The following is a 12,747-nucleotide window of genomic DNA, read 5'->3' as shown; positions in this document are numbered from 1 at the left end:
TATCCTCCGATCCTTTTGATTTCCCGTTTGCCTATTTTTCGGCGAATCTTAAAAGCAACGCCTACATGAACCTAGACCGTCGCCTTCTGCTTGACTTGCAGGGCACTTTTTTTCAGCAAGACTCGCTCCAAACGGGGGCGATTATAGCGTTGGATCATGATGAATGGGCAGTTTGCCAATAACGCATAGGCGATCATCACCCAGCCCGCCCACGTAGGATTCCAGAGGAAAAAGAACGGTGCTGGAACAATCAGCAGCCAATGGGTCAGCTCTGCTCGGCGTGTTTCGATGACGAATTTTTCCAGATAGTCCTTTTGTTGCTGAGCCAAGCGAGATTTGTCAAAGCCTTTTTTGGCAATCACAGTGCCGTCGGGCAATTTGTCTTTCCACTGACGAATACGAAATACCTCCGCCCAGATTCTGCCGCCTTTTTCAAAGGCAAAAGAACGGAACCAGTTGGCATGACGTTCAAAAAAAGCATCACTGACTTTGCGCAAGCCAAACGAGATGCCTAGATGAAACAGCAGCCAAGCCAAGCTGTCTGTAATGAGCAAGAGCAGTGGAGATAAGGTGATCAGCGGCATGTGCATCGCCTCCTATAAATTGATTTTTCGTCCTTTCCAGGTCACGGATTTCAACAAATGGGTTTGGATCCATGACCAACCAAATAAGCCTAGGAAAAAAAGAAAGTACCATGGGAAAAAAAGCAGCAAGACTCGGTTGAAGTTGCCGACACGGCGGGCAAAGCACAGAGTTTGTCCAAAATAAGCAGCATAAAAAAGCAGTCCTAGCCAAAGCGGTTCCATCAGAAACGGTGCCGCCAGTACCCCAATGCCGCCGCTGATCCACAAGATGACACCCGCCATGATCAAAGGGTGAGTGAATTGCGAAGCAGTGGCAAAGTCCTTCGTCCAGCCTTGAACAAGTTGACGAACACCAGCTGGATACATCCGAAAGGCCAACAGGTCTTTTCCACCATACAAGGTGATCGGCAAGCGTTTTTTCTTAAAGCGTCTCGCTAATGCTAGATCATCTAAGATTCCTTGTGGCATGTCCTGATGCCCATTGGCTTGAAGGTACGCTGTTTTGCTGCACAAGATACACGGACCAAAGGCGCCGCCGGCTGAGAGTTTTTCGCCTACGATAGAAAAGCGGTTCAACCCGACAGGTAAGATGACATTAAAGACGGCAGATAATTGTTCATACAGGCGCTTCGTTTGATGATAGGGCTGCACCGAGAGCAGGCCTTGTCCCGATCGCTCCTCATACGCAGCGAAAAGGCGCTCTAAGCCATCTTCTGCTAGAAAGAAGGTATCGGCATCCAAAAATAATAGATACTTGCCCACCGCTTGTGAGGCGCCTAACCAGCAAGCCGCCGCTTTCCCAGCAGAATCGGCAGCGGTTTGCAAGACCGTCGCACCGAAGCGCTTGGCACAGGCGATCGTCTCGTCTTCCGATCCGTCATCAACCACCAAAATCTCCACAGGATAAAGGGTTTGCTGCTGCAAGGATGCCAACAATTGCGGCAAATTTTCTGCTTCATTGCGGGTGGGGATGATGATCGACAATTCTGCCCTCTCCTTCAAGTCTTTGGATGCGGCTGTCTCCTTGCGGGTGGGTATCGTCGGCAGGCGGAAAAAAATCAGCCAGCCTGCCAGCCAAGCAGCGCAAATACCAGCGAGCAGCAGGTACACAGTCATCATCCTTTCTTATCTTAGTGTTCTCTTTTGGTGATCATCTCACTGACTTGCTGGCCACTAAGGGTCACCATCGGCATGCCGGCACCGGGATTGACCGTACCGCCAACGAAGTATAGATTGTCGTAGCGTTCGCTGTGTTTCGGGTGTTTAAAGCCATGATTTTTCTTGCGATTAGAGACCGTGCCGTAGATGGCGCCGCGATGTGACAAATAATTCTTTTGGATGTCTTCGGGTGTCCAACGGTCTTCATACACGATGTGCTTGCGTAGATCCGTTAAGCCCATGTTTTCCAGCTTGATCAAGATCCGTTCACGAAAGGCATCGTATTCCGCTTCCGTAAAGGGTTTATCCTGCAAATAAGGGATATGAGGCAAGATTTTGATGTTCTCATGCCCTGCCACTGTTTGCGACGGATCGGTTTTGTTGGCATTGACCAAATAGATCGTTGGGTCTTCCGGCAGCTGATGCTGATGGAAATTTTGATCAAAGTTTTCTTTTGAGGCATTGGAAAAGAAAAAGTTGTGGTGCGCCAGTTGCGGATAGGAGGTTTTGACCCCTAAGTGCAAGACAAAGCCAGAACTTGCTGGTTCAAATTTTTCTTCCAGTTTTCGAGTAAAGGTCGGCGCTTCTTCTAACAGCTCTTCATAAGCCGGGATCACTTCCATGTTGGAAACAAAATAGTCGGCTTCGATCAACGTGCCATCATCCAAACGAGCGGCACGGATTTGTTCCTGTTCAACGATCAATTTTTCCACTTTGTGTCCCGTGTGGAAGGTCACACCAATCTCTTTTGCTAAGCGAACGATGCCTTCGGCTAACCGATGCATCCCGCCTGGCACGTACCAGACACCTTGGGCATGCTGCATGTAGATCATCATGTTCAAGACGGCTGGGGCGTCATAAGGAGACGAGCCGACATACTTGATAAAATAGCTCAGCATGTCTTGCAGCTGCGGATTGCTGACACGTTTTTGAATGGCATCATGCATGGAAGAGAAATAATCAAAGCCTTTCAGCGCTTTGATCACGCCGTGATACTTCAAGATTTCTTTCGTGGTATCTAAGCCTTTCTCGAAATAGCCTTTTTCCGTGATATCATAAATCTTTTGCGCATAGTCCAAAAAGTCTTGGTACTCTGCCATGTCTTTTTCCGACAAGTGGGGGTTTTCCTTTGCCATGCGGGCAAGATCGCCATAGAGATCAATCTTGGTGCCGTCGGGGAAAAAGGAGCGCCATTCCAATGGCAATCGGCGAATCGCAACATAATCCGCCATATCGCGATTGCTGCCAGTAAATAATTTTTCAAAAATCTGCGGCATCGTCAAAATCGAAGGACCTAAGTCAAAGCCGAAGCCGTTTGTTTCCAGTCGGTTCAATTTGCCACCTAAATGGTGATTTTTTTCATATAATGATACATCAAAGCCATTTTGGGCTAATGAGACCGCCGCTGATAGACCACCAAGTCCGCCGCCGATCACTACAACTGTTTTTTTCTCATTCATTGAATTGCTCCTCGTTTGCTTTAATAAACGTCCCTATTTAGCCAATTCTTTTCACCGAAACAGACGGTTGCGTCTCACTGCAACTGCGTGTCTTCGCACTATTTTGGCATTGGCAACTTGAATCAAAGGATCGTTTTTCTAGATAATTCTATAGTATCACACCTTTGAAAAAATGACGGGGATGAGCCTACCGGTCAACTGATGCTGTTTTTTCTCAACCATGATTTCAGCGAATGAAAAAACAACCTGCTGGAAAAGAAAGGAAACCCAGTCATTTCGCTCATTCCGAAAATATTCTTTTTATAACAACAATTATCAGAATAGTTGAACATTTTTGACGTTAATACCAGCGAAAACAAATCTTCGTATGGTTACGAAAAAACGCGTTTGAGCCAATTTGGAATATCCTGTACATTGAATGTAGCGAAAGTCCTTCCCCCAATCATTAAAAAAAACAAAAGGGCCTTCTCAGTAAGACATTGCTTAACAGTGACTCTTTTTGATAATGACACGTATTGTCACTTTTTCCTAACACTTATAAGGAGTATTGATATGAACTTAAAAACGATCCAATCAGCCGAAGAATATGTAAACTTTTTTGACGTAGAATTTATCCACTCGCCCTGTTCTTATACACACCCAAAAATCTTTAATTTTTATCTCTCTTTGCGCCAACGATTCTTGGCGATCTATGAACAAGATGAGGGTACTTTTTTCGAAAAAATGTCGTTGCTCTTAGATATCGACGCACAGCTGCAAATACTAAAAGAACTTTATGTTTTAAAAATTTCTTCTCTAAACGAGTATACGGAAGAAGAGATCATTCAGCTGACGGTCAAAGACAAAACCTGTTTCTATCGGGAATTGACCGGTCTTCAGCTAAACCAAAAGGCGCCTTGGAGTTTGATTTACTTAAGTGAAGCCCAATGATTTCGCCCACATTGATCGATTGAATTGAAAACCGCTGGTTCCAAAGGCTTGCATCCGTACCTGATGCATTCCCCACTTCCCCTTCCCACACTCCTGCACAGCTGCGGAGAGTCAAGCCATTAAAAAAGAAAGCATCTTTCCTTCTCACTGTCTAAGCAGTGAAGGAAAAATGCTTTCTTTTCATGTAAAAGGCCCTTTCTAGCAACTCTTTAGGTCAAAACAGAATGGGGAACTAGAAGAGGTCTTTTAGGGCAAATTGGCGGGTGACGTTAGGATTGATCCGTTCAAGCAGCCGATTCCAGTCAGAAGAAGAAGGGATCGTTTTGAAGACGATACATTCAACGATATCTCGAAATTCGGTCGCATGCTCGGCATAGTTCGTCACTAGCAGATCAATGGTATTTTGTTCTAAATATTGAGCATTGACTTCCCCTGAGTCAGGATAAAAGACTTGATGGGATCGGCTAAAATAGCGGTTGGACCAGCCCTCAATGTACTGAACGATATTGTTATTTCCTTCGAAGATAAAGGCGATATTTTTTCGGGGAAACCAATGACGTTCTCGAACAGATTCAATAAAAATCACTAAGTTTGCACAAAAATCCGTCAGATACTCCACAGAATAAAGGGTGTGGTACTCGCAACTACTTTCTAAAAACTCTCGGTAAGCAGCAAACTCCTTAGAAAAAGTTTTCTTAATAAACGCATTCACATCATAAATATTACGATTGGCCGAAGTGGATAAGCACTCCTTCAATTTGGCAGAAGTAAAAAAGGATTCGATCAGAATCTGATCTTCTTTAGGCTTTTTCGACGATACATTCAACATCTGATAAAACTCGTTGGTCAACGTGCGAATCTCGGTCCAATGATTATAAGAAAGACAAAACTTTTGTTCGACGATCACATTTTGCAGTTTTTTCTTTGTGATAATACTAACAAACAAAAAGATAAGTTCATCGTTCGTCAATCGACATTGAAAGTACTTTTCAATAATGCCATTGATTCGCTGAAAGTGCATCAGCTGAATACTGTGTCGCAAGGCGTGGTACAATTCGTCGTTGATTTGCACAGTTTTGCCTTGCATAAATCGCTCAAGCGAAATATAAAGTAGATACGTATATTGTGAAAACGAAACGGTGTGATAACTATTTTTGTCAAACATCCTGCCGATTTCCGTTACTGCCTGTTGGACCGCAGCTGGCGGAAAGACAGTATGGGGTGTGCTATCTGTTTCATAGAAAAAGGTACAGAAGAAATTGCGGATATCTGCTTCTTGTCCAACGATATTCAGGGGATCTAGTGCTAGTTGGAGATCAAAACGTGCCAGTTGTTCATGAATGCGCTGCAAGTATTTTGATAAGGTACTCTTGGATAAAAACAAGCAGTCCGCCCACTCATCGATCGTCTTTAACTCTCCAATAAAAATATTTTCCAATAAAATAAAGAGCGGTTCATTCGCTAAAAGCGAGGCTTTTTTCTTTTCATACTGTGAATAATCAAATAGTTCAAACGAATAGCCTTGATTGGTGGAAGTGATCAGGATCAACCCACAGAAATAATCATTAATCTGACTGATGTCTTTGCCAATCGTCCTTGTAGTACTACTTGTTACTTCAGCCAAATGGCTGGCACTACAAATTTCATTTTTTTCAAATTCACTTAGAATCTGCAGCCATCGGACGGTCGATTTGCTTGTGACAAAACTCAATTGAAAATTTTTCAAACATAAGCTCCTTACTAAGAATTTCTTTTTTGCGGCTAATTTACGCATGAAAGGCGCCTAAGCAGTCTCATTATATCGGTTTTCATCCTACATAAAAAATCGGTTTTTTCATAGACTGATGAAAAAAAGCGTTGTGTCCAGACTACTGTCTTATAACAATTATTTTATCGGCTATTAAAAATAGTGCAAGGATTTCGCTTTTGCTTTCATCAGATTCTGCTTAAGAAATAAGAAAATTCTTTGTATCATTTGCTTCATTTTGAAAAAAAGCTGCTATGTTGAAAATCACCTATGTTTTCTTTATTTGTCTAAATGTGTCTGTCATGATGTTTAAAAGCTGTTCATATTGCGTTTCTTGACTTACTTTTTTCATCTGCACGTTAAAGTCCTGTTCAATAAATTGTTTGGGTATCAACTGATCCATTTCTATTTTTGAAAGCCTCTCGGTACATTCCGCTAACAGTTGGTAATCCTTTACGAGTGTTTGCGGCAGCTTGTATGTTTGTGTAAAAAAGGAATAGCTCGCATTCTTTTGAATCGTTAGTGCCACCTGCTTTTGAATCAAATAGTGTAATTTTTCTAATTGCTTATCTGTGACGGATCGTTCACCGTTTTGTTCAAATAATTGACAGTAATAGTCTAAAAATTCGCTATTGGCCATCACTGCCTCAAAATCCGTTTTATTTATTCTCATAAAATGTTCCCCTCTTTTTTATTTTATGCATCACTGTGTAAAACATTCTTTTCGTTTAACAGAAAAAAAGAGCAGCTCATTTATCTCTTCTACTTTTTTATGGTTAATCATTTCTTGTTAGTTCTTTTCAACGATCAATACTGATTAGAAAAAAAGGAATAGACTTATAATTGATGCACTTCCTGATTATTCGCTCCCCTACTTCGTTAGCAATTTTTTATTCGTAGGGGTAACAACTGTAACGATTTTGCTTCTCCGCTCATCATCAATAGCATTCGAACCTACCATTTGTGCTGCTGGTTGACCGATCTGCTCACGCCAGTTTATGGATTAGCAACTGTTACGGTTATGTGAAAATTATAAAGAATCTATGCACGATTTTTTTAAACATTTTTTCGGTTTTCATGAAAAAAAAATTAAAATTGTTGCTCCCAAAAAATTGCTGGAAAAAGACAAAAAAAGAAAGTATCCACGATACTCTCTTTTCGGCAATCCTTATTTTGTTAAAAAAGCGATTGGATCGACCAATTTCGCTTGGCTCAAACTAGGCGATGCACTGACTTCAAAGTGCAGGTGTGCGCCTGTGCTATTGCCCGTACTACCCATGAGCGCAATCGTTTCTCCTTGTTCCACTTGTTGACCAACCTTCACAAGGTTCTGTTGATTGTGAGCATAGAGTGTCGTCATCCCGTCCTCATGGAGAATCGCTACATAATTCCCCCAAGAAGGATGAACCTCTGAACGGATGACCGTTCCAGATTGACTCGCCATGATGGGTGTCCCAAACGCTGCGGCAAAGTCAACACCTCGATGAAAACTTCCCCAACGTGGACCAAAGGTAGAAGTGACAACGGCTTTTTCAACAGGAAAAAGATACGTCTCACTTGCGGTCACATCAGGTTTTTTCTGATCATAACGAGTCAACGCATAGGCTTCGATCAAAGCTGTCAGCTTTTGATCATACGTCGTATCTGTGGCATACCGACCAGTCAAATAACGGGCAGCCTCTTGATAAGAAGTCGCTTCTGATTTCCATACGCCTTTATAAAAATCAGACTGCTGCCCGACCCCTTCTTTCAACAAACGAGCATAGTCCATCAATGACTCTTTGTAGCCAGTATATTGGCGGAACGTTGCCGTGATTGTGTAGTGATTTCCCGAACCATCATCTTCTTGTGTCCGAAAGGCAACACCCTGTCCGTGATAGGTTCCTTTGATACCAAAGAGATTGAAATACGGCGCCTGACTCAGTCTGCTTTGCCCGCCACCTGATTCTAAAATAGCCTGTGCAATCATGACAGAAGCGTACAAATCATTTTTCAAGCCAATTTCCCGAGCATCTTCGCCGATTTCTTGGATAAAATCCCACACTTCTTTTACTGGTGTGACCGTCAAGCTCGTTTCGCTACCTTGCTGCGTTATAGGATCGGATTGACTTGGCCCGCTTGGTGCTTGGGTACTTGGTGGTATGATCGGAGACACAGCCGCCGGTGTTTCTTGACTTGCTCCCCTATTTTCTTCTGGTGTCGGTTGCGTTTCTACAGGTTTTGACGGTTGGGGCTTCTCTGGCTGCGTCTCAGGTTTGGGCGCTTCAGGCTGTGTTGGTTTTTCTGGTTTCGGTGCTGGGGTTGGTTCTTCTGGCTGAGAAGGCTCTGGCTTACTCGGTAGCTCTGGCTCTGGGTTCGGTTCTGGCGTCGGTTGAGGATCTGGGTTTGGTTCTTCGGTTTGCTCTGTTCCCTCCGGCGCTGTCTCAGATCCTTCTGGTACACTTTCTACAGGTGCCGATCCTTGCTCCGAATCGGACACTTGTCCTTCCCCTGCTGGAGCAGTTTCTTCAACCGTCCCTGCTGTGCTGCTACTGTCACTTTCTTGTGCAGCTGTTTCTGATGTTTGGGCAACGATCGTACCTTCCGATGCAACAACCGCAGCTGAAACTGGCACACCAGCTAAAAGTTGTCCGCAAACCAAAAGAAGCGCTACCCCTTTTTGCGAATGCTTCATAGGCGATTTCCTTTCTCTCCTTTTTTCACTTAACAACCTCTATCAAAAAAACATGTTGTCATCCAAATAGTAAATAAATATCAATTCTCTTTTATTATACTACGCTTCGTTTTTTCGACTCAAGCAAATGACTCCCGTGCTTGTCAAAGAAAACGAGTTGTTGGAAGAATGGGTCTACTGGTAAAGGATCACGTTTTGCATCCAATTCGTTATCGAGTCTGGGTTGCAGCTTTTACTTTCTGTTGCCTAAGATCCTCTGGCGTCATCAGAAAAAAACACAGTTGTTCAAATGGGCAACTGCCAGTTGAACAACTGTGTTTTTATCGTCTTTTCTTACTTCATTAGCTTTTTATCTAGCGTTTGGAGCCTTTCTATTAGCGTTTCGTTTTCTCAAGTTTATGTATGATTTTTGGCAATTGGTTTCTCAGGTCCTTGCTATACTTACCGTGAACGATTGATATTCCCGGAAATGTTCTGCTGGTAGTCAGAGCCTTCAAGGCACTGTGGCAAGAACGCCTAACAGTTGAACGTTTCATTCTCTGTGTAAATGATTATGCTATAATTATTTAAACTTATTTTTCGGAGGCTGACATGAAAACATTTCAATTAAAATTCATGCGAAATCGCACGTTGATTCGCTGGCTGCAATTGTTGAATGAATTTGAGAAAAGTCCCTCCCGTACACTGGGAGAACTCGCTGAAGTGACCGAGAGCAGTACGCGTACGTTGATTACTGACATTGCTAGCTTGCGAGAGTATTTTAAAGGGGCTATGGCGATCCATACAGCAAAAATCGGGTATCTTTTTGAAGAAATCGATCATGATAGGTATCGAAAGCAAAAGCAAGAACTGATAAAAGATGAACCGATTTTCCAGATTTTAGAAAGTATTTTTTATGATGAGCAGCAAACCCTCTTTGATTGGAGCTTAACGCTTAATATTTCTGAACAAGCGCTGATCAGCTACTTCCGGAAAATACAGCCATTTTTATCCCCTTTCGGTTTAAAAATAAAAACGGATCCCGTCTCTTTGGCAGGTTCGGAGATCGATATACGAAAATTTTTCTGTCTTTTTTACTACGAGTCTGACATTAATGTCCACACGTTATTTCCCTCGATCCATGTACAAGATGCGGTGATGGAAATCACTGACCTTTTGGAAACGAAGGCCTTACAGAGCTCTTCGTTTTCTTATTTTGCTTATATCCTTTATATTAGCGTGGAGCGCAGCAAACGCGGTTTACTTGCTGCCCCCTCTCCAGAACTAAGCGAGTTAGTTAAAAAAAATGGTTTACTTTCAAATTATGAGGACCTTAAAAAGATTATCCAGCGTTATTTTACCTTTGAGTTTCCTCAAGAAGAAGCAATCTATCTTCTGACTTGCATCATTTGTCGTCGCAAACTCAACACCGATCTAGAAACAAGCAAAGCGTTTTGTCTTAACTATAACCACTGGCCCGCGATCAAACAAATCACTGCTGATTTCTATGCCCAAAATCGCGGCAACAGCTTTGATGAACAAAAAGATTTGCTTTGGTTAGAGTCATTCTTTACTATTTTCAAGCTTCGTGAGTTGTTATCGCCAACGATGAACGTCAACATCGATGATTTGAATGCTTTCGTCAAAGAGAAATTTGCGGCTGAATATAAAAAAAATCGCCAGTTTTTGCTCTCACATCCTCTTGTGAAAACACTCTATTCTTTCGACCAATTGGATGATTTTTGTGCAAGTCTCACCTTCCACATGGAAGCCATCATTGAAGAGAATTGGGGCACACGGAGAACTATAGCTGTTATTTTTGAAGGTAACGAGTATGTTTGTGAGTACGCCGAAAGTATTATCCGAAAATATCTTGGCGTTTATCATGAAATGTACTACCCTGATTCAAACGAACTCTCCCACGAGTATTTAAAAGAAAAAAACATTAATTTTCTCATTACTAACTACTCCGAATACGCCACTGAATACTTACTGGATGTTGAAAGTGTCTTATTAAAATCAATACCCGACGCTGCCGATTGGAATTATCTTTTGAATCGAATCAATCCGAGAATTTTGCGGTTGGTCGTTCTTGATAATACGTAGTAATTCCAATCATTCACGCCGCTTCTCCAAAGAAAGAGAATTGATATTTCCTTGTCGCCTTTAAACGAACGCCTGACTAATCCTCCCATATAAAGCTGTTCTTTTTTAGTGGAAGCAGCTTTATATGGGACTTTTCCAATGAATCAAGTACGCTTTTTCCTTCTACGCTGCTACTATCAGCAATCATTGCTCTTTGGATTGATCTGCACTTAAAAATGTCCGTTTCGTAAAAGCCAGTGCGCCTACGAGGGTCATGAGTACGATGATTGGATGAGAAGATGCAGACAAGATCCCCAAAATCGCCGTCAACAGCGTGCCCGTATAACTCAAACCGACTGCCCATTGCTGAAGCCTTGAAAGCTCTCGCAGCTGCCCTTTAAAGGCCACCCCCAGCATCATTGCTCCGACAAAAGATAAAAGACCAAAAACTACATGTAAAAGTAACATTCTTTTTCCTCCTTTCTTAAATGTTCACATCGATCGCTTCAGCGATTCGTCTGCCGTATTCTGGGTCCGCACGGTAAAAATGCATGACCTGCCGTTCTTTGATCTGTTGATTTTGAACCTGTCCCAAACTTCCCGCAATCGTTTGAATTAAACGTGTTCGTTCTTCTTCTGAGAGCAAACGATAAAAATCACCTGCTTGGCTATAATAGTCTTCATCGTAATCAAAGGAACCGATCTCTCCTTCTAACGAATAGTGGATGCCCTTGGCATGCGGGTTTTCTTTGATGCCATCGAAACTGTTCGGTTCATAATTGATCCCTGAAGAATTCGTTTTGGTATTCATGAAACCGTCCTGTTGGTGATTATGGACAGGCGCTTTTGGCGCATTGATCGGCAACTGGCTGCTGTTGGGTCCAACTCGATAACGATGCGCATCACCGTAAGCAAACAGCCGACCTTGCAATAGTTTGTCCGGAGAAAAATCAATCCCTGGAACGATATTGCCCGGTGAAAAAGTGACTTGCTCGACTTCGTTGAAATAGTTCTCTGGATTGCGATTCAAAGTCATTCGTCCCACTTCAATGAGCGGATAGTCTTTTTGTGAGACTGTTTTGGTCACATCAAAAAGATTGACGGCAGCTGACCAACCTTCTTCAAAGGGAATGATTTGAACATAGAGTGTCCAAGAAGGATACTCCTTTGCCTCAATCGCTTTATATAGATCTTCAATATGATAATCAGGATTGCTTCCCGCAAGTTCTGCTGCGAGTGCCGCACTCATGTTCATAATGCCTTGATCCGTCCGAAAATGATATTTCACCCAAAAGCGTTCTCCCTCTGCGTTGAGCCAAGCGAATGTATGGCTCCCATACCCATGCATATGACGAAAGGTTGCCGGTAAGCCCCGATCCCCCATCAACAGGCTGACTTGATGGAGGGATTCCGGTGAATGGGACCAAAAATCCCATACCGCCTCTGGATTTTTCAAGTGCGTTCGCGGGTCTCTTTTTTGGGTATGGATAAAATCAGGAAACTTCAACGGATCACGAATAAAGAAAATCGGGGTATTATTGCCCACGAGATCATAATTCCCCGCTTCCGTGTAAAATTTAACCGCAAACCCCCGAGGATCGCGCAACGTATCCGCAGACCCTAGTTCTCCGGCAACCGTTGAAAAGCGAATAAACATCTCCGTTTCTTTCCCGATGGCTGAAAGAAACGCCGCTTTCGTGTACATCGTTACGTCGTTTGTTACTCGGAAGACCCCATGAGCCCCCGCACCTTTCGCATGAACGACCCGTTCGGGAATCCGCTCACGATTAAAATGTGCCAGTTTTTCTAGCAAATGGACATCTTGAATCAACACTGGGCCACGGCGCCCCGCTGTCAAAGAATTCTGGTTATCCGCTACACTGGCTCCTTGCGCAGTCGTCAACTTTTTTTTCATATCTTTCCTCTTTTCTCTATAAAATCAGTCAAGTGCAATTACTCTCAACAAAATACTTCTAATTAGTACAAAAATTATCATTATTCTTAAAATATATCAATTTATTTGCTTATAAGTAGGAATTATTTCAGATTTTTGACTATTTTCCAGCTTTTCTATCGAAGCATCCAGGTTTTGCAGCAATCCGCATGAATAGAAGAAAGCACAAAAAAGCA

10 protein-coding genes are annotated in these 12,747 nt (G+C 42.8%); 2 read left to right on the top strand and 8 right to left on the bottom strand.

Annotation, left to right across the window (positions count from 1 at the left end):
- Positions 1-71: 71 nt before the first annotated feature.
- From IGJ74_RS00995 to IGJ74_RS00985, 3 genes are read right to left on the bottom strand one after another with little or no spacing between them, the layout of a single operon-like run.
- Positions 72-590 (bottom strand): glycosyl-4,4'-diaponeurosporenoate acyltransferase, encoded by a 519-nt coding sequence (locus IGJ74_RS00995; protein WP_218192983.1) that lies wholly within the window; start codon positions 588-590, stop codon positions 72-74.
- A gap of 6 nt (positions 591-596) precedes the next feature.
- Positions 597-1,703: a glycosyltransferase gene (locus tag IGJ74_RS00990; RefSeq protein WP_218192984.1), complete on the bottom strand. Its 1,107-nt coding sequence runs from the start codon at positions 1,701-1,703 to the stop codon at positions 597-599.
- Positions 1,704-1,714: 11 nt separating this feature from the next.
- Positions 1,715-3,202 (bottom strand): phytoene desaturase family protein, encoded by a 1,488-nt coding sequence (locus IGJ74_RS00985; RefSeq protein WP_218192985.1) that lies wholly within the window; start codon positions 3,200-3,202, stop codon positions 1,715-1,717.
- Between the two features lie 552 nt (positions 3,203-3,754).
- On the opposite strand from IGJ74_RS00985, the gene IGJ74_RS00980 reads away from it, so the two are divergent.
- Positions 3,755-4,132, top strand: a complete 378-nt coding sequence (locus IGJ74_RS00980) for a DUF7006 family protein (RefSeq protein ID WP_005232663.1) — start codon at positions 3,755-3,757, stop codon at positions 4,130-4,132.
- 232 nt (positions 4,133-4,364) lie between these two features.
- On the opposite strand, the gene IGJ74_RS00975 is transcribed toward IGJ74_RS00980, so the two are convergent.
- The 3 genes from IGJ74_RS00975 to IGJ74_RS00965 all read right to left on the bottom strand — a co-directional run bounded on the left by IGJ74_RS00975 (position 4,365) and on the right by IGJ74_RS00965 (position 8,553).
- Positions 4,365-5,858 (bottom strand): helix-turn-helix domain-containing protein, encoded by a 1,494-nt coding sequence (locus IGJ74_RS00975; RefSeq protein WP_223347152.1) that lies wholly within the window; start codon positions 5,856-5,858, stop codon positions 4,365-4,367.
- A 289-nt stretch (positions 5,859-6,147) separates the two neighbouring features.
- Positions 6,148-6,552 (bottom strand): hypothetical protein, encoded by a 405-nt coding sequence (locus tag IGJ74_RS00970; RefSeq protein ID WP_061053586.1) that lies wholly within the window; start codon positions 6,550-6,552, stop codon positions 6,148-6,150.
- Between the two features lie 495 nt (positions 6,553-7,047).
- Positions 7,048-8,553: a peptidoglycan DD-metalloendopeptidase family protein gene (locus IGJ74_RS00965; protein WP_218192986.1), complete on the bottom strand. Its 1,506-nt coding sequence runs from the start codon at positions 8,551-8,553 to the stop codon at positions 7,048-7,050.
- Positions 8,554-9,144: 591 nt separating this feature from the next.
- Here IGJ74_RS00965 and IGJ74_RS00960 point away from each other — a divergent pair.
- Positions 9,145-10,638 (top strand): helix-turn-helix domain-containing protein, encoded by a 1,494-nt coding sequence (locus tag IGJ74_RS00960; RefSeq protein WP_218192987.1) that lies wholly within the window; start codon positions 9,145-9,147, stop codon positions 10,636-10,638.
- A 183-nt stretch (positions 10,639-10,821) separates the two neighbouring features.
- On the opposite strand, the gene IGJ74_RS00955 is transcribed toward IGJ74_RS00960, so the two are convergent.
- Entirely contained in the window at positions 10,822-11,085 is a 264-nt protein-coding gene (locus IGJ74_RS00955; protein ID WP_005232670.1) for a hypothetical protein, read from the bottom strand.
- Between the two features lie 16 nt (positions 11,086-11,101).
- A complete protein-coding gene (locus IGJ74_RS00950) occupies positions 11,102-12,532 on the bottom strand; it encodes a catalase (protein WP_005232671.1) in 1,431 nt (476 codons plus the stop codon).
- Between the last annotated feature and the right edge of the window lie 215 nt (positions 12,533-12,747).

This window comes from Enterococcus sp. AZ009 (genome assembly GCF_050548785.1).
Lineage (GTDB): Bacteria > Bacillota > Bacilli > Lactobacillales > Enterococcaceae > Enterococcus_D > Enterococcus_D entomosocium.
The sequence above is the reverse complement of the archived record's forward strand: the minus strand, read 5'-3'. Positions and strand labels throughout refer to the sequence as shown.

Coding starts and splice junctions, on each gene's coding strand:
- IGJ74_RS00995 (WP_218192983.1), bottom strand. CDS start 590: ATGCACATGCCGCTGATCACCTTATCTCCACTGCTCTTGCTCATTACA.
- IGJ74_RS00990 (WP_218192984.1), bottom strand. CDS start 1,703: ATGATGACTGTGTACCTGCTGCTCGCTGGTATTTGCGCTGCTTGGCTG.
- IGJ74_RS00985 (WP_218192985.1), bottom strand. CDS start 3,202: ATGAATGAGAAAAAAACAGTTGTAGTGATCGGCGGCGGACTTGGTGGT.
- IGJ74_RS00980 (WP_005232663.1), top strand. CDS start 3,755: ATGAACTTAAAAACGATCCAATCAGCCGAAGAATATGTAAACTTTTTT.
- IGJ74_RS00970 (WP_061053586.1), bottom strand. CDS start 6,552: ATGAGAATAAATAAAACGGATTTTGAGGCAGTGATGGCCAATAGCGAA.
- IGJ74_RS00965 (WP_218192986.1), bottom strand. CDS start 8,553: ATGAAGCATTCGCAAAAAGGGGTAGCGCTTCTTTTGGTTTGCGGACAA.
- IGJ74_RS00960 (WP_218192987.1), top strand. CDS start 9,145: ATGAAAACATTTCAATTAAAATTCATGCGAAATCGCACGTTGATTCGC.
- IGJ74_RS00955 (WP_005232670.1), bottom strand. CDS start 11,085: ATGTTACTTTTACATGTAGTTTTTGGTCTTTTATCTTTTGTCGGAGCA.
- IGJ74_RS00950 (WP_005232671.1), bottom strand. CDS start 12,532: ATGAAAAAAAAGTTGACGACTGCGCAAGGAGCCAGTGTAGCGGATAAC.